Annotated in this window: 21 protein-coding genes and 1 pseudogene; 20 read left to right on the top strand and 2 right to left on the bottom strand. The window is 58.1% G+C overall.

Annotated elements, in window-relative coordinates; genetic code table 11:
- The first annotated feature begins 113 nt into the window (after nt 1-113).
- The 13 genes from HF257_RS32120 to HF257_RS32060 all read left to right on the top strand — a co-directional run bounded on the left by HF257_RS32120 (nt 114) and on the right by HF257_RS32060 (nt 13,334).
- Nucleotides 114-806, top strand: a complete 693-nt coding sequence (locus tag HF257_RS32120) for an HAD family hydrolase (protein WP_185710849.1) — start codon at nt 114-116, stop codon at nt 804-806.
- Between the two features lie 26 nt (nt 807-832).
- Nucleotides 833-2,056: a transaldolase family protein gene (locus HF257_RS32115; protein ID WP_185710850.1), complete on the top strand. Its 1,224-nt coding sequence runs from the start codon at nt 833-835 to the stop codon at nt 2,054-2,056.
- Entirely contained in the window at nt 2,053-2,781 is a 729-nt protein-coding gene (locus HF257_RS32110; RefSeq protein WP_185710851.1) for a sulfotransferase-like domain-containing protein, read from the top strand. Before HF257_RS32115 ends, HF257_RS32110 begins: the two co-directional genes overlap by 4 nt.
- 10 nt (nt 2,782-2,791) lie before the next feature.
- Nucleotides 2,792-3,517: an SDR family NAD(P)-dependent oxidoreductase gene (locus HF257_RS32105; protein ID WP_185710852.1), complete on the top strand. Its 726-nt coding sequence runs from the start codon at nt 2,792-2,794 to the stop codon at nt 3,515-3,517.
- A complete protein-coding gene (locus HF257_RS32100) occupies nt 3,514-4,650 on the top strand; it encodes a Rossmann-fold NAD(P)-binding domain-containing protein (RefSeq protein WP_185710853.1) in 1,137 nt (378 codons plus the stop codon). Before HF257_RS32105 ends, HF257_RS32100 begins: the two co-directional genes overlap by 4 nt.
- A gap of 7 nt (nt 4,651-4,657) precedes the next feature.
- Entirely contained in the window at nt 4,658-5,428 is a 771-nt protein-coding gene (locus tag HF257_RS32095) for a class I SAM-dependent methyltransferase (protein WP_185710854.1), read from the top strand.
- A 9-nt stretch (nt 5,429-5,437) separates the two neighbouring features.
- Entirely contained in the window at nt 5,438-6,667 is a 1,230-nt protein-coding gene (locus tag HF257_RS32090) for an MFS transporter (RefSeq protein WP_185710855.1), read from the top strand.
- Nucleotides 6,664-7,278: an adenylyl-sulfate kinase gene (gene cysC, locus HF257_RS32085; protein WP_185710856.1), complete on the top strand. Its 615-nt coding sequence runs from the start codon at nt 6,664-6,666 to the stop codon at nt 7,276-7,278. The genes HF257_RS32090 and cysC overlap by 4 nt, the downstream gene beginning before the upstream one ends.
- Before the next feature lie 94 nt (nt 7,279-7,372).
- Nucleotides 7,373-8,017 (top strand): CGNR zinc finger domain-containing protein, encoded by a 645-nt coding sequence (locus HF257_RS32080; protein ID WP_185710857.1) that lies wholly within the window; start codon nt 7,373-7,375, stop codon nt 8,015-8,017.
- Nucleotides 8,018-8,098: 81 nt separating this feature from the next.
- A complete protein-coding gene (locus HF257_RS32075; protein WP_185710858.1) occupies nt 8,099-8,596 on the top strand; it encodes a sigma-70 family RNA polymerase sigma factor in 498 nt (165 codons plus the stop codon).
- A 29-nt stretch (nt 8,597-8,625) separates the two neighbouring features.
- Nucleotides 8,626-9,579: a FecR family protein gene (locus HF257_RS32070; RefSeq protein ID WP_185710859.1), complete on the top strand. Its 954-nt coding sequence runs from the start codon at nt 8,626-8,628 to the stop codon at nt 9,577-9,579.
- 97 nt (nt 9,580-9,676) lie between these two features.
- On the top strand, nt 9,677-12,082 hold the full coding sequence (locus tag HF257_RS32065) for a TonB-dependent siderophore receptor (protein ID WP_185710860.1): 2,406 nt from the start codon (nt 9,677-9,679) through the stop codon (nt 12,080-12,082).
- A gap of 208 nt (nt 12,083-12,290) precedes the next feature.
- A complete protein-coding gene (locus tag HF257_RS32060) occupies nt 12,291-13,334 on the top strand; it encodes a hypothetical protein (RefSeq protein WP_185710861.1) in 1,044 nt (347 codons plus the stop codon).
- Nucleotides 13,335-13,352: 18 nt separating this feature from the next.
- On the opposite strand, the gene HF257_RS32055 is transcribed toward HF257_RS32060, so the two are convergent.
- On the bottom strand, nt 13,353-13,640 hold the full coding sequence (locus HF257_RS32055; protein ID WP_185710862.1) for a hypothetical protein: 288 nt from the start codon (nt 13,638-13,640) through the stop codon (nt 13,353-13,355).
- Nucleotides 13,641-13,943: 303 nt separating this feature from the next.
- Here HF257_RS32055 and HF257_RS32050 point away from each other — a divergent pair, with 303 nt between their 5' ends.
- Both HF257_RS32050 and HF257_RS32045 read left to right on the top strand, forming a co-directional pair.
- Entirely contained in the window at nt 13,944-14,306 is a 363-nt protein-coding gene (locus HF257_RS32050) for a hypothetical protein (RefSeq protein ID WP_185710863.1), read from the top strand.
- A 1-nt stretch (nt 14,307) separates the two neighbouring features.
- Complete coding sequence (locus tag HF257_RS32045; RefSeq protein ID WP_185710864.1) at nt 14,308-14,856, top strand: type III secretion effector protein; 549 nt, start codon at nt 14,308-14,310, stop codon at nt 14,854-14,856.
- Between the two features lie 24 nt (nt 14,857-14,880).
- On the opposite strand, the gene HF257_RS32040 is transcribed toward HF257_RS32045, so the two are convergent.
- On the bottom strand, nt 14,881-16,032 hold the full coding sequence (locus tag HF257_RS32040) for an MFS transporter (protein ID WP_185710865.1): 1,152 nt from the start codon (nt 16,030-16,032) through the stop codon (nt 14,881-14,883).
- Between the two features lie 215 nt (nt 16,033-16,247).
- Between HF257_RS32040 and HF257_RS32035 the strand changes: the two genes are divergently transcribed.
- From HF257_RS32035 to HF257_RS32015, 5 genes and pseudogenes are all read left to right on the top strand, one after another.
- Nucleotides 16,248-17,234 (top strand): diaminopimelate epimerase, encoded by a 987-nt coding sequence (locus HF257_RS32035; RefSeq protein ID WP_185710866.1) that lies wholly within the window; start codon nt 16,248-16,250, stop codon nt 17,232-17,234.
- A gap of 301 nt (nt 17,235-17,535) precedes the next feature.
- Nucleotides 17,536-19,539, top strand: a complete 2,004-nt coding sequence (locus tag HF257_RS32030; protein WP_185710867.1) for a type VI secretion system Vgr family protein — start codon at nt 17,536-17,538, stop codon at nt 19,537-19,539.
- On the top strand, nt 19,539-20,372 hold the full coding sequence (locus HF257_RS32025) for a DUF4123 domain-containing protein (RefSeq protein WP_408635763.1): 834 nt from the start codon (nt 19,539-19,541) through the stop codon (nt 20,370-20,372). The genes HF257_RS32030 and HF257_RS32025 overlap by 1 nt, the downstream gene beginning before the upstream one ends.
- A complete protein-coding gene (locus tag HF257_RS32020) occupies nt 20,365-21,144 on the top strand; it encodes a hypothetical protein (RefSeq protein ID WP_185710868.1) in 780 nt (259 codons plus the stop codon). Before HF257_RS32025 ends, HF257_RS32020 begins: the two co-directional genes overlap by 8 nt.
- Nucleotides 21,145-21,147: 3 nt before the next feature.
- Nucleotides 21,148-22,140, top strand: a pseudogene (locus HF257_RS32015) (lipase family protein); the annotation flags it as partial.
- Nucleotides 22,141-22,265: the final 125 nt, after the last annotated feature.

Below are 22,265 nucleotides of genomic sequence, written 5' to 3'. Positions count from 1 at the left end.
AAACCGCTCAAAAGCGTTTGACAGGGTTTTTTGTCGCGTGTCTTATAGGCACACCTCAACCCGCTCCGTTGGTAGTTCGGAAGTCATCGCGGAGTCACCTATAAGAGATGCCCATGTATGAATCGGCAGTTATAGGGGAACTACCAGAACAGGCGGCAGTGTCATTGCCTAAGTTGGTGATCTTCGATTGTGACGGTGTGTTAGTTCAAAGCGAAGAGATCAGCCTGTCTGTATTGATTGCCCTATTGAATAGTTATGCCCCGGACACTGTTGCACTTGATGGTTCGTATTATATTGAGCGTTTTCGTGGGCGAAAGATTGCCGATTGTTTGCGTGAGGCTGAGCAGGTATTGGATGTACGCCTGGATGATCAGTTTGAAACGCACTTCAGGGTGCAAGCGTTGGAGGCCTTGACGCATCACTTGAAGGCCACTGACGGAATAGTCGATGTGCTGGAAAATCTGGACATTGCGTATTGCGTTGCGTCCAGTGCACCGCGCAACAAGATAGAACATTGCTTGCGTGTGGCGGGTTTGTTCTCTTATTTCGAGGGGCGAATATTCAGTTGTTATGAATTAGGCCGTTGGAAACCTGATCCCCTGGTGTTTTTAACCGCTTGCCAGGCCTTCAACGTTGACGTAACGGATGCCGTGGTGATTGAAGACAGTGTCACCGGTGTTCAAGCGGCCGTTGCCGCGAATATAAAAGTATTGGGTTTTGGATCGATGGATCGGCATGGAAAGTTGGCCGATGCCGGGGCAGTACCGTTTGCCAATATGCGTGAACTACTGACCCTTATTAATTGATGGCGTTACTCAGGAAAGGAGGCGTTGTGAACACTCTCGGTTACATAGAACGGCTTAAGAGTAATGACCCCTGTTCAGAGGTATGGTGGGATTCATCGCCCGTGGTGTACGTACCCTATAAACAGCACTTACTGGACAAGTACCCTGCGGCGGCCGTTCATATTAATCACTTGATGCCGGATGCATTCGCACTGCACGCAGGCTTCAGCAGTGTGACCACCAATCCTCGCTTGGTCACCGCCGTTATTCTCGACAAACGTGAGTACTGGTCGTCGCGTTTCAACTTGGCCAGCCTGTCGCCCCAGGCGTTACGCAAGAAACTCTACGACGAGGTCATCATCGAAGGGGCCGCGACGTTGAAGTCGCTGTGGGTTCAGTCGGCCCAGGCGGATGGCTGGATCTCCGCCCAGGTCGATCCGGTGGATGTGCGCTGCACCGAGCGCATGACCGCCCGTGGGGTGGAGCTGCACCAGTTGGCGCCGAACGTGATGGTGAAAGTGCCGGGCAGCCTGGAAGGGCTGGCAACCGTAGAGTGCCTGGTGGCCCAGGGTGGCTCCGTCAATATCACCTTCTGCTTTACCGTTTCGCAGTTTCAGGCCGGTATCCACGCCATAGAACGTGGCCTGGCGACGGCGCGCACTAACGGAGTCGACACCCGCCACTGTAAATACGTGATCACCTTCATGATCGGGCGCTTTTCCTGCCAGCCCGAACTGGCCTTGCAAGCCGCTGAGCGTGGCCTGGCGCTGGATGCCGAGGAACTGCGGTGGGCTGAGTTGCTGATCTACGAGCAGATCCAGGCCTTGGTAACCGCCTCCAACGTGCCGGTCAAAACTCTGCTGTCCAGCATCAAGGTCGATGTGGACGAGCGCGGCAACAAACATTGCTGGCACCTGGAGAAAACCGGGCTGACAGCGACGTGCTACACGCTGACGCCGGACGTGGTGGAGTTTCTGATCGAACGCGAGAGCCGTGGCAAACCGGTGCTGCCCGCCAGCGAACCGCTGCAGGCACCGCTTTCGACCTTCGCAAAATTGGTGCGCATTCCGTACTTCTGCGAAGCCTATTTTGTCGATGGTATTGAAGCGTACGACTTCGGCAATCATGAGGCGTTTATCAACGCTTGCAACGAAGCCAACAGCGCTCATCGGCGCCTGGCCGACTACTGCGTGCGCCTCTGTCCGGCGGCGAAGCCTCACAAAATGTCGCTCAACGCGATCCTGGCCGCCGAATACGGGGTGCTCGCATGAACAAGATGGTCGGGTTATGGGCGCACCCACGTTCGCGTTCCACCGTGTTGGAGCGCGTGTTTATCGAGCGCGGCGATTTTGAGGTGTTTCACGAACCGTTTGCCCACATGGCGTTTTCCGAGGACTCGACGATTCCTTCGGATGAGTGGGACCACAGTTTGCCCACGACGTATGCCGGTATCAAAGATCAACTTATCCAGGCGAAAGAGCGCGCTCATGTGTTTCACAAGGACATGTGCTACCACTGCCTGGATGAATTGAAAGTTGATCTTGGCTTTTTGGCGCAACAAGAAAATATTTTTATTATTCGCGAACCCGCCAGCAGCATTATTTCCCACCATCGGGTGCATCCCGATATGCCGCTGCACGCGATCGGGCATAAAGCCTTGTACGAGATATTCTGTGTCGTCACCAAACTCACCGGCAAAGTGCCTTATGTGATCAATGCGGATGATTTGGCGGCCGACCCGGAACGCATCATTCGCAAGTTGTGTGACTACTTGCAGATTGAATTCCTGCCCCATGCCATGACCTGGAAACGCGAATGCCCGCCCCAGTGGAAAACCTGGCGAAGTTGGCATGTGGCCGCAGAGAACAGTGACCGTATTGTCTTGCCGGAGCAACAAGCAGCCGACACGGAAGCGCTCGATCAGTATCCAAAGTTAAAGGCGATGTACGAATACCATCGGACGTTTTACGCGCGCATGAACGAATTTTGCCAATAAGGATGGTTGTATGAAGAAGTTGATTATTACCGGCGCGGCCAACGGGATTGGGCGGGCCACGTTGATAAAAGCGATTGAACAAGGGTATTTCGTTATCGCTGCCGATAAAGATGCCGAAGGGTTGCGCGTACTGCAAAATCAATATGGCGCGGATGTGTTGGAGACCCAGGTTGCCGACTTCTCGGATAACGCCGTCATCAAGGGTTTTATCCCTGCTTTGTATGAACGCCATTCGACTATTTATGGGCTGGTGAATAACGCTGGGCTTTATCACGGCAAAAGTGTTTATGCCTACTCCGATGATGAAGTCGACGAAATCCTCAATGTGAACCTCAAGGCTCTGGTGTACCTCTCAAAGGACTTTGCCGAGCGGGAAATGAAGCACGAGGCCCCGCGCAGCATCGTCAACATTGCCTCGGTGGCGGGTGAGGTGGGCAGCTGCGACGCTCTTTACGGTGCGACCAAGGCGGCGGTCATCGGCCTGACCAAGGCCAATGCCTGGAACTTTGCCCCCTTTGTACGAGTGAACGCAGTGTCCCCGGCGCTGATTCATGACACCGCCATCTACGACACCATCCCCACTTACCGGCGTGACGAGTACGCCCGCCAGGAAATCCTCAAAGACCCCATTCTGCCCAGCGGCGTCGCCGATGTGATCCTGCTGTTGGTCAACGATGCCATGCGCCACATCACCGGCAGGGTTATTCCGGTGGACAACGGAGCCTACCCACGGTGAGCCAGTCGATACGCAAGAGAAAGCTGCTGCTGGTTGGCGCGGGCAACTTGTGCCTGCAGATCCTGAAAATTCTCGGGCCGAAAAACCAGTTCGAGTTTGTGGTGTTGGGCCGCAATGAAGAATCGACCCTGCGGCTGTGCAATCTGGTGGCGCTGTCATGTGCCCAGTTGGGGCAGTTCATTTCGATCAAGCCGGTTATCGCCGACCTCACGGAGATCGACAAGGTCACGCGGCTGCTGCGTGACGAGGCGCCGGACATCCTGGTGAACTGCGCTTCGTTGCAGTCGTGGCGGGTGATCACCGGTTTGCCCAAGCTCACGTTCGAACAGCTCGACCAGGCCCAGTTTGGCCCGTGGCTACCGATGCACCTGACATTGATGCATTACCTGATGCAAGCGGTAAAGGCTTCGGGCATTTCGGCCAAGACGGTCAATGCGGCCTTCCCGGATGCGGTCAACCCGATCCTGTCCAGGATCGGCCTGGCGCCGGATATCGGCGTGGGCAATGTGGCCAACCTGATCCCTGCGGTGCGTTTTTCCATCGCCCGGTTGCTGGAGTGCGAACCCGCTGCTGTGCAAGTGCGCTTGTATGCCCAGCATTACTTCAGCCACTACGTGCCGCGCGGTGGCTTGCCGCCGCGTGCCAGTTACCGCTTGTTGTATGAGGTGCGCGACCGGCCAGAGGTAACGCGCCTGCCAGCGGAGTCGGTGTTTTCCACGGTTAAGGCCGAGTTCCGGCGCTTGGGTGGCGTTGATGGGCAGTTCCTCACCGCGTGCTCGGCCGTGACGGTGATCGAGGGTCTGTTTTCGCCCACGCCGGTGCTGGTGCATGCGCCGGGCCCGCTGGGGCTTCCGGGTGGTTATCCGGTGTGGCTGCACGATGGGCAGATCGACGTGCAGTTCTCCGACGCCTGCCCGCAGGACGAGGCCGTGCGCATCAACGCCATCTGCCAGAGCCAGGACGGCATCGACGAGATCCATTGTGACGGTTCCGTCACGTTCAACCCGCAGTGCATGGCGATCATGCAAACGCTGCTGGGCTACTCCAAGAAAACCATGTCGATCGAGCAGTCGGCCGATTTTGCCCGCGAGCTGGCGAGCAAGTACCTGTCTTTCAAGAATTCAACTTGGTAGGTGTGCGATGAATCAAGTATCAGGGCGAAAACACAACGAAGTGGCCAGTTACTCCGCGCAGTATTCGGCGAATTTCGTCGAGCGCTGGGACGAGTTGATTGACTGGGAAAAACGCAAGGCCGGGGAGGGCGGCTTCTTTGAAAAGCTGCTGCGCGAACATGGCGTGCAGTCGGTGATCGATGTATCGACGGGCAGTGGCTTTCACGCGGTGCAGCTCAAGCAGGCGGGTTTTGACGTGGTCGCCACCGACGGCAGCAGCACCATGCTGACCAAGGCCCGGGCGAACTTTCGTGAGCATGGCCTGGAGATTCAATCCCACTACCGTGACTGGCTGTCCCTCGACCCCCAGGACTTGGGGCAGTTCGATGCAGTGGTGTGCCTGGGCAGTTCGTTGTGCCATGTGTTCGCCGCCCATGATCGCCTCAATGTGCTGGAGAAGTTCCGGGCCTTGCTCAAGCCGGGTGGTTTGCTGATTGTCGACCAACGCAACTTCCTCGCCATTCGCGCGGGTAATTTCAAAGCCAGCGGTAATTACTACTACTGCGGCACGAACGCGTCGGTCAGCCTGGGTCAGGTCGATCAGCACCTCTGTGAGTTCATCTACACCTTCGATAACGCTGAGCAGTACCGGCTGAAGGTCTACCCGTTGTTGCCTGGCGAGTTGGCCACTGAGGTGCTTGCGTCCGGGTTTGCCGTGCATGAGAGCTACGGCGATTTCCAGCGTAACTACGACATGATGAATTGCGACTTTGTCATCCACACTGCACGCGCTGTGTAAGGAAGCACGATGAGCACACTTGTACAGAGCACCCCGCGCACCCTGGACAGCGTGGTGCTGGCGGTGGTGTTGACCGGGTTTGTGGCCAGCACCTATGGCTTTGGTGTGTACCTGTTCGCCAACCTGGTGGTGGACATGCGCCGCGACATCGGCTTCGACTACACCACCGTCGGGCTGATCACGGGCGGTGCGCAGATTGGCTTCTTGCTGTTTTCATCGGTCACGAGCTATATCAGCCGTTACTTCGAGGGCTGGAAGATCAGCCTGGTGTCCACGGTGATCACCTCGTTGGCGCTGCTGGGGCTGAGTGTCAGTGACAACATCTGGTTGTCTGGAGGGTTGTTGATCTTGCTCGGCGGTTGCTCGGCGTCGGTGTATATCCCGCTGGCGGAGATCGTTGCCAAGGGGTTCAGCCCCGGCAATCGCTCACGGGTCATGGGGCTGATCTCCAGCGGTACCAGCTACGGCGTGTTTATCAACGGCTTGTTGGTGTCGTTCCTGACGCTGCACGGCGGCTGGCGTTCGATCTGGCTCACCGCCGGTGTGATATCGGTGGCCCTGTGTGTCATCGCCTGGTTCCTGTTGCGCAACCTGGCGGCAGGCGAGGACAGCGGGTTTTCCAGGCAGCGCTCGGCAGCGCTCGACAGCCACGCACCCTGGCTAAGCCGTTCGCTGTACCTGACCTGGGCCATCGCCTTTCTCAATGGCATGGCATTGCTGCCTTTCCAGACCTACCTGGCACCGTTTCTTCGCGATGAGTTGGGCGTGTCGGTGCAGGACGCCGGGTTTATCTGGACCACCATCGGCGCCGTGGGCATGGCGTCGGGTTTCCTGGTGGGCTGGATTGCCGACAAGGTCGGGGTACGGGCGTCATTGGCGATGTGTTTTCTGAGTGCAGGCCTGGCGGCGACCTTGGTGTTCAGCTTCAACAGCATCCCGCTGTTCTACCTGGCTGCGTTTCTGTTTGCGTTGGCGTTTTACCCGATCTTCGGGCTTGTCCCCAGCTATATCGGGCAAATCGTGCCGGTCAGCCGCCTGACCCAGGCCTTCGGCATTGCCAATGTGTTGATTGGTTTGGGTGGGGTGTGCGGCAACTTTCTCGGTGGGTTTTCCAAGGACCTGACGGGCTCGTTTTCCATGGTGTATGCGGTGGTTGCGCTGTTGCTCTTTGTGCAGTGCGTGATGGTGTTCATGTTGGGTCAACAGCCTGTTTCAGCAACGGAGGGTGAGCGGCCATGAGTTATTTTCCGAACAGTCAAAACCAAAACCTGCATGCGTTTGCATTCAGCCATCTGCAGGCCGAACACACTCGAATGAAGCAGAAGCCTCTGGTCATCTGGATGACCGGTATTTCCGCCTCCGGCAAGTCGACGATTGCCGATGCGTTGGAGGTCGCGTTGCACGCACAAGGCCTGTTCACCTGCATCCTTGACGGTGATTCGGTGCGCGGCGGGTTGTGCCGCGACCTGGGGTTTACCGAGGGTGACCGCGATGAAAATATCCGCCGGGTCGCGGAGGTGGCGCGCTTGATGCTCGATACCGGGCTGATTGTGATCGTGGCGCTGATCTCACCTTCATCGGCGAGCCGGCATTACGCACGCTCTATTATCGGTAACGAGCACTTCGTCGAAGTGCATGTTGATGCGCCCTTGGAAACAGCCGAACAACGGGATCCCAAAGGCTTATATAAAAAGGCCCGGTCGGGGCTGATCAAGCACTTTACCGGTATCGACTCTCACTATGACGTGCCCATCTTTCCCGAAGTGCACTTGAATACGCAGGCGTTGTCCGTTGAGCAGTCGGTAGTGACTATTCTTGAGTGGATCGCGCAGCGCGGTACGCAAACTTAACCGTTGGTCTTTGCTTGGGGATCACGGTATTTGCAACTCCTGGAAACAAGGTACTCTGCGCCATCGGAGGAACCCCCGTTTTCCAGGAGTACGCATGATACATTTCACGGGCACTGCAAAGTCGATTCGCTTGATTGGCGGCACCCGGGCATTGGACTTTATCAATACCAACAACGGCCGACGTCCTGGCACCACACTTACCCTGATGGAAGAGCGGCTCACCAGTTTTCAGTTCTTCTTTCAATGGGCAGTACATGCATCAGTGATCTCTGCCCAGGAGTTTGAAACCTATAAACCCATGGTGTTCGAGACGCCTATTTCCTATCAGCCGAACCTCGACGCCATTATTGCGTTCAGGGAATGCCTGTACCGCGTGTTTTACGCGCTGTCATTAGATCAGGCCGCTGCCGATGAGGATTTGCAGCAGATCAACCTGGCCTTTCAACAAGGCGTGACTTGGCGAGTGCTGCGTTCTGTCGACGGGCTGCCGGGCTGGGACTGGAAACCCTGTGCGACGGCCCAGGAACTGACGGCGATGCTATTGGGGCGCCTGGCCATCGAGGCCACGCAGTTGCTGGTTTCTGGTGATCTGCACGCATTAAGGAGTTGCAGTTCCACGGACTGCGATTGGATATTCCTGGACGTCTCCAAGAACAAGCAGCGTCGATGGTGCCAGATGAGCGTGTGCGGCAGCCGCGCGAAATTGAGCCGTTTGAAGCAGGCGGCCGGTTTGGTTTAGTTTTATCGCCTGGCAGTCAGCAATTGCTCGACTTAATAGGAAGCATTACTATTCACGTCCCGCCTCTCCAGTGCTCTCGCGATGATCCCTCAGCCGCCCCGCAGAACAGGCTTTTTCGAGCATTACGAAGAGTTGATCCGGACCTGGACGCGCCGCCTCAGAAACCGTCAGGAGGCCGAAGACCTGGCCCATGACACCTTTGTGCGGGTGCTGGAGGCCAAGTCGATCCAGGTGGAGCAACCACGCGCCTATCTGCACCAGACCGCGCGCAATATTGCAGTGGACACCTATCGACGCGAAGACCGTCGCGAAGCCATGGAGCTGGGAGCCCTCGATCAGACGCCCCCCAGCGGCGACCCGGAGCATTTCATGCACGCGATCCAATTGGCGGACTCCATTGAACAGGCCTTGGCGGAACTGCCGCTCAACTGCCGCAAGATTTTCATCTGGCAGAAGATCGAGGGCCTGACCCAGCAGGAAATCGCCGAGCGCCTGGGGCTGTCCAAGAACATGGTTGAAAAGTATATGATCCGCACCCTGCGGCATCTGCGCGACCGCCTGGATGCGATGGCCCCATGACTCATGCCCGCTTTGAAACAGGACCTTCCATGATGGATAGCCGTGCTCGCGACGAAGCCGCGCAATGGTTTGTACGCTTGCAAGACACTGAGCTGAGCGCCTGCGAGCGTGAGCAGTTCGACGCGTGGCGTGTTGAAAAAGCCGAGCATCAATACGAATTCGATGTGCTGCAAGGCGTGTGGAGCGCCACGGACTTGCTGCCCAGGGCTCGCTTGCGGGCACTGTGCGACGGCCCGGCCGAAAGGCCCAAGCGCCGAACCGTGTTGCGTTATGCGGTGGCCGCCAGCCTGGTCACCGTCGCCTTGGGGTTGGGCCTGTTCAGCGGTCTCGATCATCCCAAGCCCTACAACGCTGAATTCAGCACGCGCCTGGGCGAACACCGCCAAGTGGCATTGCCTGACGGTTCGGTGATGGACCTCAATAGCCGCAGCGTGGTCGCGGTGCACTTTGAAAAAGGCCGGCGCGGCGTGGAGCTCAAGCAGGGCGAAGTCATGTTCAGTGTCGAGCACGACACCAGTCGACCCTTTGTGGTCGCCGCCGGGGTAGGGCAGGTGACAGTCACCGGCACGCGTTTTGATGTGCGTCGTGATGATGACCAAACCCGCGTGGTGGTCGAGGCCGGTACCGTGAAAGTGCGAGGCCGCTCGCCGGACGAGGTGGTGACGCTGACGGCGGGCCTGGGCACCCATGTGGATAGCAAGGGCCAGGTGGCGGCGTCCTACGCTGTGAATGCCGAAGAACTGACGGCTTGGCGCACTGGCAAGCTGGTGTTCAACAACGCTTCGCTGGGTGAAGTCGCTCGGGAAGTCTCACGTTATCGAGAGCATCCGTTGCGGGTGAGCACGCCGGCGGTCAGAGACCTGCGACTGACCAGTGTGTTCAAGGCCAACGACACCGATGCCTTGCTCAAGGTCCTGCCGCACATCTTGCCGGTGGCCTTGCGCAACCTGCCGGATGGCAGCCAGGAAATTATTTCGCGCTGAGATTCAGGTTTTTTTTGAGTTCTTCGTCTTCTCCTGCAACTGCAACTGGTTTGCATTAACAGCCGCACACACTTGCGATCACAGGACAAGGCTCGACGTGAAAAAACTCGCCGCTCACAACAATAAATTCTCCCGCTGGGCGCCACTGGCCCTGGCACTCGCCGTCAGCGCCGCGCTACCTGCGGCCTACGCTGCCGACGGCATTCACATCCAGGCCCAGCCCCTGGGGGCGGCGCTGAGCCAACTGGGTCAGCAGACTTCCCTGCAAGTGTTCTTCAGCCCCGACCTGGTTGCCGGCAAGCAAGCGCCTGCAGTCGACGGCAATCTTTCACCGGAACAAGCCCTGCGCCAATTGCTGCAAGGCAGCGGCCTGGATTATCAGATCGATGCCGGCTCCGTGACCTTGCGCCCACTGAGCAGCGGCACCGGTGCCGCTGGCTCGCCGCTGGAACTGGGTGCTACCGACATCAAGGTGGTCGGCGACTGGCTCGGTGACGCCAATGCCGAAGTGGTGCAGAACCACCCCGGCGCGCGGACGGTGGTACGCCGTGAAGCCATGGTAGAGCAGGGCGCGATGAACGTCGGCGACGTGCTGCGGCGTATCCCCGGTGTGCAAGTGCAGGAAGCCAACGGCACCGGCGGCAGTGACATTTCCCTCAACGTCGGTGTACGCGGCCTCACATCGCGCCTGTCGCCACGTTCCACCGTATTGATTGACGGCGTGCCGGCCGCGTTTGCGCCTTACGGCCAGCCGCAGCTGTCGATGGCGCCGATCTCCTCCGGCAACCTGGACAGCATCGACGTCGTCCGTGGCGCCGGTTCCGTGCGTTACGGGCCACAAAACGTGGGTGGTGTGATCAACTTCGTGACCCGCGCGATCCCCGAGCAATTCTCCGGTGAAGTCGGCACCACCCTGGAAACCTCCGCGCACGGCGGCTGGAAGCACATCGAAAACGCCTTTATCGGCGGCACCGCCGACAACGGCATCGGCGTGGCGTTGCTGTATTCCGGGGTCAAGGGCAACGGCTACCGCAACAGCAACAACTCTAACGACATCGACGACGTGATCTTGAAGACCCATTGGGCGCCGACCGATCAAGACGATTTCTCGCTGAACTTCCACTACTACGACGCCAGCGCCGACATGCCCGGTGGCCTGACCCAGAAGCAGTTCGATGCCAACCCGTACCAGTCGGTGCGTGACTGGGATAATTTCACTGGCCGGCGCAAGGACGTGTCCTTCAAGTACATCCGCCAGATCGACGACCGTACCCAGGCCGAAGTGCTGACCTACTATTCCGACAGCTTCCGTGGCAGCAATATCGCCAACATCGATCAGCTCACCCTGGGTTCGTACCCACGCACCTATTACACTTTTGGCATCGAGCCGCGTGTGTCCCATGTGTTCGATGTGGGCCCAAGCACCCAGGAAGTCAGCGTCGGCTATCGCTATCTCAAGGAGGGCATGCACGAGCAGGCCACCAGCCTGTTGCTGACGAACAATGTGCCGACGCCTGGCGGGCGCAGTGATGGCCATGTCTATCAGGACCGTACTGGCGGCACTGAGGCCAACGCGTTCTACGTCGATAACAAGATCGATATCGGCAAGTGGACCATCACCCCGGGTATCCGCTTCGAAGACATCCGCACCGAATGGCACGACCGCCCGGTTGTTCCCCTGACCGGTGCCCGCACCACCGAAAAACGTCGCGAGGTTAACAGCAACGAGCCGCTGCCGGCCTTGAGCGTGATGTACCACATCTCCGATGCCTGGAAGTTGTTTGCCAACTACGAGACCTCGTTTGGCAGCCTGCAATACTTTCAGGTGGGCCAAGGCGGCTCGGGTGACCAGACAGCCAACGGCCTGAACCCGGAAAAAGCCAAGACCTACGAAGTGGGTACGCGCTACAACGACAATGTGTGGGGCGGCGAGCTGACGTTCTTCTACATCGACTTCTCGGATGAACTGCAATACGTCAGCAACGCCGTAGGCTGGACCAACCTGGGTGCCACCAAGCACGAAGGGGTCGAAGCGTCGGCCCATTACGACCTGTCGAACCTGGACCCGCGCCTTGACGGCCTGACTGCCAACGCGGGCTTTACCTACACCAAGGCCACCTCGGTAGGCGACGTGCCCTTCAAAGACCGAGACCTGCCGTTGTACTCCCGTGAAGTAGCGACCCTGGGCCTGCGCTACGACGTCAACCACTGGACCCACAACCTGGACGTGTACGCTCAATCCGGCCAACGCGCGCCGGGCACTGGCACGACCTACATCACCCAGGGCACCGCGGATGGCCGGTATGGCGACATCCCAGGTTATGTCTCGGTCAACGTGCGCAGCGGCTACGATTTTGGCGCGCAACTGTCCAACCTCAAACTGGGCGTGGGCGTGAAGAACGTATTTGACCAGCAGCACTACACGCGTTCCAGCGACAACAATGCCGGCCTGTACCTGGGCGAGCCGCGTACGTTCTTCGTACAGGCGAGCGTTGGTTTCTGACCTGCAACCTATACGGAAAAATCGCAGCGCAATGCTGCGATTTTTTTTGCGTGATGATCCAACCTCCTACCGGTACTCGGCTATTTGGCGCGTCTGTCAGGAACTGAATCGGACGGGGCCACCACACAGAGATTGCCTGCATTCATGCGCTCGCAAAGACGTTGGATAGGCAGGTGAACCCTGTGATAAAGCCGGACTGGAGATTCAAATGTCGGTATCCGCCCTCGATAGACCTGTTTCCAACCCACCCCCGCGCCCGCTGCCCCCTAAGCCCGAGCTCAAAAGTAAGGACGTTTCCCCCTCGTTAGTCAGTGGGCAAAAGGCTGATCGAGTCAGTTTTAACTCGAGCGACGACAAGCCCGGAAAGGTGTTTGCTGCTCACGCGTCGACCACTAAGGAGCGTGCAGACGGTAACGCGTCACAGGGTTGTAGCCGCCAGTCGGCAGCGTCGGATACCCAGCCGCCGGGATTCTTCGATAAATTCAAGCAGAACCTGAAAGGCTGGTGTGGTGGGCAGCGCCCACCAAAACCGGATCCTTGCCCACCTGCGCCGTGCAACGCCAAACCCCCCAAGCCCCCCAAGCCATGCCCGCCTGAGCGGCCCAAGCCGGATCCGTGCTACAGCAAACCGCCAGAGCGTCCTACGCCATGCAAGCCTGATCCGTGCAATGGCAAGCCGCCGGAGCGTCCTACGCCTTGTAAACCTGAGCCTTGCCGCTATGAACGCAATGATGAACTTGCCCGCGAGTTATTGGACAACTTCGACGCCTTTAGAGACTCAAGCTGCCGGACCTATATCACCAAGCAGGACATTGAGAGAGTTGCGGGGCAGCGCCCGACAGGTATTGAGGCCACTGACAAAAACATCCGCCTTGCACGTGCACTGCTCCAGCGTCCCGAGCTGATACAAGCAATCGATCGGCACAGCACCACCGGTGCATTGAACGACAAAATCTACAGGCGCGAAATCGAAATGACCCTCGGCAGTCAAAGTCCTATGAAGTATCTGGACGACAAGCAATTGGCCCAGAAAATGTTTAAACATTTCGAGGATTTGCAAGACTGCGATAACCCGGAGTACATAAGTCTCGACAAGCTGCGCAGATCTTCCCCCCCGCTTAGTGGCTACCCGGCCTGGATCGCACAGGAGATCCTCAAGCGTTCCGATACATTGGCAGCGCTGGACGGTGGAGATCATTGGGGCAAGGACGGTTGGATTCACAAAGATACGCTGCGCCAGATGGCTCGTTGATACAGCCGCGCCGCAGCCTCATTCATTAGACAGGTAGATCGCCACGAGACGCCCGTGGCGACTTCCCTTGGGGGCTATATGACGACGTCTTCCCTGAACACTCGCCAGATGGAGTATTGGCAACCCGTAAGCATTCGAACCCATGGCGAAACGCCAGAACCCACGCAGGAAAGAGAGACAGTCCTGGTACGCCACGCCAGCGAAATCCAGCGGATGAAAGATTTTGCCGGCCGGCACAGGTTCCAGGCCCCTGTCGCGGATGATTTTGCCCGTGGCATGCTTCCAGCCGGGCAGGGCCCGGTTCATGACACTGGCTCATTGGTAGACGTTCGCGGCGCACTGGCCTCGGTGATGCTTGGGTTAAGGAGCCTGTGCACTGGGCAACGGGGCGAAGACCGACCTGTGCCTGATGCGTTCAAGCTCGACTGACTCAGGCCGCGCGGTGTCAACGTTTACATGCTGTCATTGCTCTGCGCCCTTAATTCGGAACTATTGCGTTCGCCCCACCACATATCGATGGCGCGCTTCACTGGGGTCTATTGGATGACTTTGGCCATCTTTTCGTGGCTGCCAGACAAGCGTGTATACGTAAATGGCTGGAGATGAAGAATGACAATTAATGGTGTAACACCTCTCGCAATACCGCTGGTTAGAGGTGGGGTAGATGAGCGTTCAACTGTGGCAATGCCCATCGCCCATAACCCTTGCGATGATCAACGCATTGCGTGGGATGTGCAGCCGAGCCAACACGCGGTGTGTCGTGGTGCCTTGTCGTCGCTGCGCTATCAGGCGTTACAGAGTGCGCCGGTTGTTCGCGCGAATACCACCCCACCCGGCCCGCATTCGACTGATAGCCAATTGGCGAGCGAACTGGATAAGCACTTTGGTGAACTGCATTCTTTTTTCAAGGAGGGGCGCTTGACGCAATCGTCTCTGCGCAGAATCGCTGCGCAAGAGCTGGCTGGAGATTAACGTGCGGGACCGCATTATCCTGGTGGTCAGGGAGATTCTCAAACGCCCGCTGTTGAACGACGCAATCATCGATTTCGAGGGCTTCATAACCCGCGACAGCCTAAAGGCGGCGGCAGCAGCGTTGCGGGGCAACAGTTCCCCCTGCGTCTACAGCCAAGACCCTTTTCACGGCCAGTGCAACGCCAAGGTCGTCCAGGCGCTGCAAGGCTATTTCAAGCAGTTGAAGGACACGACCAAGGATCGAGCAGGTTTTTTTGATGCGTTGGAGTATGTGGACATCATCCTCCTTAGAGCGGTGATGAATGATCCTGACGATACCGATGCCCAGGGGTTGCCGAAATTGGAGCCTGCTACCGGGCTGCCCAGTAAAAAGTACAGCGAACATTGTGTCTACACGGCCAAAAACATCATTGAACGGCCGGGATTGTTGCGTTCGCTGGAACGCGCCAATTACCCCCGTCTGTTTGGTCGACCCAGGCATGAAGGGTGCCTCAGCAATAAAAGCCTGGAACGCTGGCTGGAACAATATGAGATGTACAAAGCCAGGTAGCGCCCTGGCTTTGCGCGGTATTTTTTACACCTTGAGAATCTTGCCGCTGATGGCCACGCCTGCCAGCAACAGTGCGATCAATACAAAGGCCGTATTCAGGCTGCTGCCGTGGGCGATAAAACCGATCATTGCCGGGCCCGCGAGGATGCCGGCGTAACCGAGGGTCGTGATGGCTGGTACCGCGATGTGTTCGGGCATGACCTTTTGCTTGCCCACGGCGGTATACAACACCGGCACGATATTCGAGCAGCCCGCGCCCACTAGTGCATACCCCAACAATGCGGTTTCCCAGGCTGGCAGCAGGGTGGTAAGCAGCATCCCCACGGTGGCCAGCGCGCCGCCGATCACGATCACCCGGGTTGCGCCCAGGCGCCGCACAATGGCATCACCGGTCAGGCGCCCGGCGGTCATGGTCAGGGCAAAGGCTGCGTAGCCCAGGCCTGCATAGGCTTCATCCAGACCGCGCTCGGCACTGAGGAACACTGCGCTCCAGTCGAGTACCGCACCTTCGGCCAGGAACACGATGAAACACAGGCACCCGATAAACAGCACCACGCCGTGGGGCACCGCAAAGGCGGGTCCTGAGCTCTCACTGCCGTAAGGCAACAAGTGGGGCGCCGCCTTGAACAGCGCTGCCAGCGTGATCACGATCACCACCAGTGTTGCCTGTAGCGGTGACAGCCCCAGCCCCAGCAACCCCGAGACCCCCGCCGCACCGACAATCCCGCCAAGGCTGAACAGCCCGTGAAAGCCCGACATCATGGTTTTGCCACTGGCCCGCTCGACAATCACCGCCTGCAAATTGACCGTGGAATCCACCGTGCCCAGACCGGCGCCAAACAGGAATAACCCAACCATCAACAACGGAATCGAACTGACGGTGGCCAGCATTGGCAGTGCCAGGCAGATCATGATCGTCCCGGCGCTCAGCACCCGTCGGCAGCCAAAGCGCGATGCCAACGCACCGGCCGCCGGCATGGCGATGATAGAGCCGACGCCCAGGCACAAGAGCAATAACCCCAGCGTGCCTTCATTGAGTTCGGCGCGGGCCTTTGCATACGGCACCAACGGCGCCCAGGCGGCAATGCCGAAGCCTGCGATGAAAAATGCGATACGCGTCGACATTTGCTCCAGCCGCCCGGGAACCACGGGCGCTGGGGTGGGGATGGCAGTCATGAAAAATCCTTGGTTTTGCGTTCAGAGAACGATGTCCGGCGCGACATCCTTGCACATCAGGCCGCGCCGTGCGAGCCGGGTTCCCTGCCTGCTTTCGGTGAATAACGACTTGCAGGGTCGCTGCCCACACCAGGCCTGTTCTGTAATACGCTGCCAGCCAAGTGTGTAGGTGAACGAACGGACTAACCGATGAAAACTCTCTGGCAGGCAGCACCATGACGATGTTCTACGATGCGCGGGGCAATATTTACGGGGTAGTCAGCCCCGAGGTCCTGCGTCAGCAGGGCATCGCGGTTGCTCAGAGCGCAACGCAGGCAGCGCGTGATCGTGCGTCATGGACATTGTCCGCTGTAGCGTCCGAATGCGGCTGGGATTCCCGTCCGCGTCCGGTTGCTGGCAAGGCTCACCGTTGTGACGGTCTGTTGGTCGGCCCATTCCAGGCCGAACCACCGTTTGACCTGCTGATCGTCAACACCGACGGTTCCCTGGCCGAACGTAGTGGTAACGGGTTGACCATCTTCGCCCAGGCACTCAGTGACGCAGGCTTGATGACCGAAGCGTGTGAGCTGCGGGTGCATCACGACAAATCGGATGCGCCATCCCCCGTGGCCACTCAGGTTGAGCCAGCGGTGTACGAGCACACCGAGGGGTTTTGGTTGGCGTTGGGTACACCCGAGTTCGGTCCGGTCGCGGTGGGCGCACAGGGCGTGGAGCAAACGCTCCTGGGCGGGGTTGAGCTCAGTCATGTGACCGAACTGGCCGCGATCAACCCGCAATGGGCTTGTAGCCAATTTGTGCGGGTGGGTAACCCACATTGTGTGACGCTGGTCGAGCAAGCGTCGGCATTGCCGGACAATCAACAGATGCAGCAACCGCCACTGTTCGCCCCCCTACAGGCGATTGCCTTTGCTCCCCCAGTGGGCGGTGGCCAGCCCTGCAGGGCTGGGGTCAATTTGCAATGGGCTGCCCGGCAGTCCGACAACCGTGTGATCGCCCGCGTGTTCGAGCGCGGCGAGGGCCCCACCGCGTCTTCCGGGACCAGCGCCAGTGCGGTGGCCTGTGCGGCGTGGCGCGCGGGTTGGGTCGAGGCTGGCGAAATCGCCGTGACAATGCCAGGCGGCACTGCGCCGGTGAGGTTGTTTGCTCAAGGCGAGACGTTGCTGAGCGTCAGCCTGTTCGGGACTGCGCGCCTGCAAGTGTGAGCTTTTAAAGCAGCTGACGGCTTAACTTAGTGTCAGCTGATTCTCTATTAGTAAGTTCCTAAAATACTAAGTCGGCGTAGGGCCTTTCTTATTAATAAGGCGTGGATGCTGGGTGAGCTTTTATTTAGTAAAAAGATACTTGCAGCTTCTTTGTACGAAACTTCTTTTTTATTTTGTGGCGGCCGATTCCTGTCTGAAATCGCTAAGCTTCCTGGCGTTCAGGCGACTTTTTCTCGGCAACTTATTCAAGTTGAGCGAAAAGAGTCTTTCAGTATGGAAAATGGATGGCGGGTAACAGCGGATGGATAGCGCGTTTGTTTCGTCACGTTTCAAGTTGGTATTTCCAGGTTTAAATAACGACTTTCAGGTGCTTGCCTTTAAAGGCAGTGAGGCCCTCGATCAACCGTATTTCATCCAGGTGCAGTGGGTCAGTGAAAACCCTGCCCTTGACCTGGAGGCATTGCTTCATCAACCCGCCTACCTGGATTTCGGCGAGGTGAACGAAGGCCTGCATGGCGTGGTTCATGCCATTGGCCGGGATGATCCAGGGCGACGGCTCACCCGTTATCACCTGACCTTAGCGCCACGGCTAGCGTGCCTCGCCTATCGTCGGGACCATCGGATTTTCCAGCAGCGCAGCGTGCCGCAGATCATCGCGCAGGTCCTTGAGCACCACGGCATCCTGGCTGACGCCTACGTGTTTGAATTGGGTCCCGTGGTTTATCCACCGCGAACGTTCTGCGTGCAGTACGCCGAAAGCGACCTGCACTTCATCCAGCGGCTGTGTGAAGAGGAGGGGATTCATTATCACTTTCGCCATACCCAGGATGCTCATCTGCTGGTGTTTGGTGACGACCAGACGGTTTTCCGCCGGTTGCCCGCGCAGCGTTATTGCGCTGCGGGTGGGCCGCAAGCCGAGACGCAGGTTATCCAGCGTTTTGATGTGCGCTTGGCTACTCGCGGCCAAAAGACAGTGCGCCGGGATCATGACTTCGAACACCCTTCGCTACGCCTGCAAGACAGCGCCGGGCCCGTGTCGACACAACCGCTTGAGGATTATCACTACCCCTCAGGTTTTACTGGCCGTGCGCGAGGCCAGCGCCTGGCGCGTCGGGGGCTGGAACGCCATCAAAGCGACCGTTTTCGCGCGTTGGGCAAGAGTGATCAAGCGGTCCTGCGCAGCGGGCATTTCCTTGAGCTGCGTGACCATCCCGATCTTGCCTGCAACGACCTGTGGCTGATCACCTCTATACGTCACGAGGGCTATCAACCACAGGTGTTGGAGGAGGCCACTTGCGACGCTCACACATTCCAGGGCTATCGCAACCGGTTCACCGCCACACCCTGGCGTGCAACGTATCGACCGCCCCTTAAACATCCCAAGCCGACCATCAACGGCAGCCAGACCGCAACGGTCACCGGGCCGGCGGGCGAGGAGGTGCACTGTGACGCATACGGACGAGTGAAGGTGCGCTTTCACTGGGACCGCCTGGACAAGAACGATGACAAGAGCAGCTGCTGGGTGCGGGTCGCGTCCGGTTGGGCCGGTGACGGTTTTGGCGCCATGATGATCCCGCGAGTGGGTATGGAAGTACTGGTCACCTTCCTTGAAGGCGACCCGGACCAACCACTGATCAACGGTTGCCTGCCGAATGCATCGCAACAACCGGCCTACCCGTTACCCCGATACAAGACCCGCAGCGTATTGAGAAGTCGCAGCAGCCCGGGCGCCGCCGGCGCCAACGAGCTGCACCTGGAGGACCGCCGTGGCGAGGAACTTATCTACCTGCGCGCGCAACGCGACCTGGAGCAACACGTTGGTCATGACAGCCGTCTTGAGGTAGCGGGGCAGCGACGTGAAGTCATCCGGGGCCTGAGCACGGTTCACCTGGAGAACGAGGAGCATCGTCATATCGCTGGCGACCGTAAAGTCGTTCTCAGGGCGAGCGACTATCTGGATGTACAAGGCGATAGCCGCATGCACGTGGGGCAAACGCTGGTGGTTGAGGCAGGGCAACAGCTTCACCTCATGTCCGGTGCCTGCTTGGTGATCGATGCTGGCGCACAACTGAGCCTCAAGGCCGGCGGGGAGCATCTGGTCATCCAGGCGGGCGGTATTTTCAGCAGCCGGCCTATTACGCTGGGCGGTTTACCGTCATCTACCCAGCTCGCGAATCCCCGGGTTGCTGCTGTGCAGAACGTTTGTGCAGCGCAAGGCTCCATCATGGGTTTGGCGAGGCTGCTGGGGGCGGACTTTTGCCCGGTATGCGAAGGCTGTCGCGACAGTGATGGGAGGGTCGCCTGATGAACCTTCCCTACCCATGGATGGCTCGGCAGCAACAGGCTGGACACCGGTTGTGCCTGGTTCTTGAGGGTGACAACGACGTATGCCAGTCGCTGCTGGAGGTGCGCACCGTGTCGCAATATTGCAGCTTCTATGCCGGGACCGTTGTGGCGGAACTGAAGACGAGGGGCCCGATGATCGTGCTGCTGCAACAAATGAGCGAGCCCGGGTTGCTCGACCTTTTGCAACGACCTGAGACGAATGCGGGCTGGCTGGGCAGTTTGCCCAGCGAGGACCTGGCGGGCGTGACTCGACACTGGCGCGACCGATTGCTGGTAGGGCCGCAGGATAATCCGGCGTTGTACCGCTTTCACGACAATCGCACGCTGGCGCGAGCATTGAACCATCTTGCACCGGAGCACTGGCCGGCATTCCTCGGGCCGTTGATCAGCGTGTGCTACTGGCATGAAGGCGGTTGGCACAGCCGTAACAACCCGAGCCCCGGCGATTATCCAGTGCCCGATTCCGCTCCCTGGCTAAACATCCCCAACCCTCACGCCAGCGCCATCCTGCACGCGAATGTCCTGCGCTACCTGCTGGCCGAGCACAGTGAAGACCTGGCGGCATTGATGGAATTCCAGGACCCGAGGGTCTGGCTGACCCAGGTGCTGATGCAGGCCCATGCCTGGCAATGGCGGGAGCCTTCGCAACTGGAGTTTTTGGTGGTGCGAAGGTTAGAGGAGGCTACTCGCAGCAGTGTCATTCGGTGGCAACCGATGCCAGGAGAGGCGTCGGGAGATCACTTTGAACGAGTAGTGAAACAGTGGCGTTTGATGAGGGAACGGGATGAGTAGGCGAAGGTTGAATGTGTTGGTTGCGCTGGGAATGGCGGGGCTTGCTGGGTGTGCGAGCAGGCCGGTTGACAGTTTTACGTTGGAGGTGGATTTACCGGCGCAGTTTCGTTTTGTCGCCGTCGCCGAGTACAGCCCAGCAGCAGGGGAAACCTGCACGTTACCTCAACGTCGGGGCAGGACGCCGGAGCGCAAGGTGTTAATCACTCAATACAAACCTGAGGCTGAACGAGTGAGCTTTGACTTGCCGTTGTCGCGAGTAATTGAAGGCTGCCCTTCGGTGTTGACCAGTGTGGAATTTGACGTTCGTGCGAAATGGGGCGTGCGCCTCTGGGATATGGGGGGAGACCGTGCAGTTATCGGTATTCGAGATCGTTGGGATCACGGTACCGGTATGCCTGAGTCAGGTGTTCAAACGTTAGTTGGACGATGTCATTGGTTGTTCCGAACGATCGGCCCGCTCCACATGATCAGGAAGATTTTGCAGTGCCGCTCTTTAGACGCAACGGGGCGGCAAAGGCTTGCGGGAGGTGTGGCGCAGCGAGACCAGTTGGCGGGGAAAAAGCTCAGGATGGTGCTGGCGCTGACAGATGAGGAACAGCCCTATTTTAAGGATAACTGGGTGGCTGTGCCGGGTGGGTGGAAGCGTTGTAAGGGTAAAAGTTTTGAAGATACGTTTGGTTATTGCGGTGGCAATACTACGGACTTCAAACCCATAAAAATGCCGGACGGCCGGATATGCGACATCTATCCAACATGTAGCAACAAGGAGTGAATCATGGATCAGGAAGCATGGAAGCAACCTTTTTTCGATGACAAAAAGCCCGCGTGTTCATTACGAGGAGCCTGGGTGAGTTTCAATCTAGTGGATGAAGTCGGCGACGGAAAACCTTACGGCGGTCTTCCGTTTACGGTCTGTGACAGTGCTGGTGTTCAGTATGAAGGTAGGCTAAATGGCGATGGAGGCGCCAAGCTACAAAACCTGTACTGCGGCCCTGTAGTCCTCACATTGAATGAACAATATGCCGGGGAAGAGGAGCCATATAGGCAACTGAGAGGGCGTGAGACGTATCAGCTGCCAATTTCCGAGCTTCAATTTCGAGCGGAGAAAACGCATTTTTCGAATGCAAATGGTCAGCGAACGAAAAGTAATCCCAAGAAAAACAAAGCGGACAGGTTCTACCAGGTTGAAGTAAGTGATCTTGTTCGGCATATCGCTCATTTACCCCCGGTGGAACCCACGGGCTCTCGTCCCCAACGACATGCCCTGAAAATGATGGCCGAACTAGGATTCAGCCCGCCGCAACGGACATTGTCGGGAGTCGTGCTGTTCCCCAACCAGCACACCGTTCTTGAGGTTCGGCCGTTGCGAGCCTTTCGCCCGATATTTTCCACCGACGATAGTTTCTGTGCGTTGAATCTTTACCAATTGGCACTGATGGCTACCTTGAGTTACTGCGACTTCGGGCAAGTGCCACCTGAAAGACCTACAGATAAAGTTCACTTTCCCTTCGACCCTAGCGTGGGTCATCTCTTTGCTGAAAAGCTATCGGGGTATCACGAAGCCTGGCGATTTGATGCGGAGCAACAACAGCGTTTCTATCCTATCTACGAAGAAGTCCCCTACTCGCGACGTTTCGAAATTCTGCCTTTCGACCCTGAGTTGTATTCGCAGAACAGGCCAGAGTTGGAGAAGAACCAGGAGCACCCAGCACGTTTGCACTTTTTCGACGATGTTGAGTTTGGTACCGACACTCAGGCGTTTATCAGTAAGCGTCCCGCTAATACACGTTGATTTTAGATATGGCACGCGAAGCAATGCCCGCTTCTTGATAGATGCTTAGCTGAAGGGATTAGTAATTATCGTGCCGGCAAAGCCGGCTCGGCGGGACGTGT

This window comes from Pseudomonas cremoris (assembly GCF_014230465.1).
The sequence above is the reverse complement of the archived record's forward strand: the minus strand, read 5'-3'. Positions and strand labels throughout refer to the sequence as shown.

Coding starts and splice junctions, on each gene's coding strand:
- HF257_RS32120 (WP_185710849.1), top strand. CDS start 114: ATGTATGAATCGGCAGTTATAGGGGAACTACCAGAACAGGCGGCAGTG.
- HF257_RS32110 (WP_185710851.1), top strand. CDS start 2,053: ATGAACAAGATGGTCGGGTTATGGGCGCACCCACGTTCGCGTTCCACC.
- HF257_RS32105 (WP_185710852.1), top strand. CDS start 2,792: ATGAAGAAGTTGATTATTACCGGCGCGGCCAACGGGATTGGGCGGGCC.
- HF257_RS32095 (WP_185710854.1), top strand. CDS start 4,658: ATGAATCAAGTATCAGGGCGAAAACACAACGAAGTGGCCAGTTACTCC.
- HF257_RS32090 (WP_185710855.1), top strand. CDS start 5,438: ATGAGCACACTTGTACAGAGCACCCCGCGCACCCTGGACAGCGTGGTG.
- cysC (WP_185710856.1), top strand. CDS start 6,664: ATGAGTTATTTTCCGAACAGTCAAAACCAAAACCTGCATGCGTTTGCA.
- HF257_RS32080 (WP_185710857.1), top strand. CDS start 7,373: ATGATACATTTCACGGGCACTGCAAAGTCGATTCGCTTGATTGGCGGC.
- HF257_RS32075 (WP_185710858.1), top strand. CDS start 8,099: ATGATCCCTCAGCCGCCCCGCAGAACAGGCTTTTTCGAGCATTACGAA.
- HF257_RS32070 (WP_185710859.1), top strand. CDS start 8,626: ATGATGGATAGCCGTGCTCGCGACGAAGCCGCGCAATGGTTTGTACGC.
- HF257_RS32060 (WP_185710861.1), top strand. CDS start 12,291: ATGTCGGTATCCGCCCTCGATAGACCTGTTTCCAACCCACCCCCGCGC.
- HF257_RS32055 (WP_185710862.1), bottom strand. CDS start 13,640: ATGAACCGGGCCCTGCCCGGCTGGAAGCATGCCACGGGCAAAATCATC.
- HF257_RS32050 (WP_185710863.1), top strand. CDS start 13,944: ATGACAATTAATGGTGTAACACCTCTCGCAATACCGCTGGTTAGAGGT.
- HF257_RS32040 (WP_185710865.1), bottom strand. CDS start 16,032: ATGACTGCCATCCCCACCCCAGCGCCCGTGGTTCCCGGGCGGCTGGAG.
- HF257_RS32035 (WP_185710866.1), top strand. CDS start 16,248: ATGACGATGTTCTACGATGCGCGGGGCAATATTTACGGGGTAGTCAGC.
- HF257_RS32030 (WP_185710867.1), top strand. CDS start 17,536: ATGGATAGCGCGTTTGTTTCGTCACGTTTCAAGTTGGTATTTCCAGGT.
- HF257_RS32025 (WP_408635763.1), top strand. CDS start 19,539: ATGAACCTTCCCTACCCATGGATGGCTCGGCAGCAACAGGCTGGACAC.
- HF257_RS32020 (WP_185710868.1), top strand. CDS start 20,365: ATGAGTAGGCGAAGGTTGAATGTGTTGGTTGCGCTGGGAATGGCGGGG.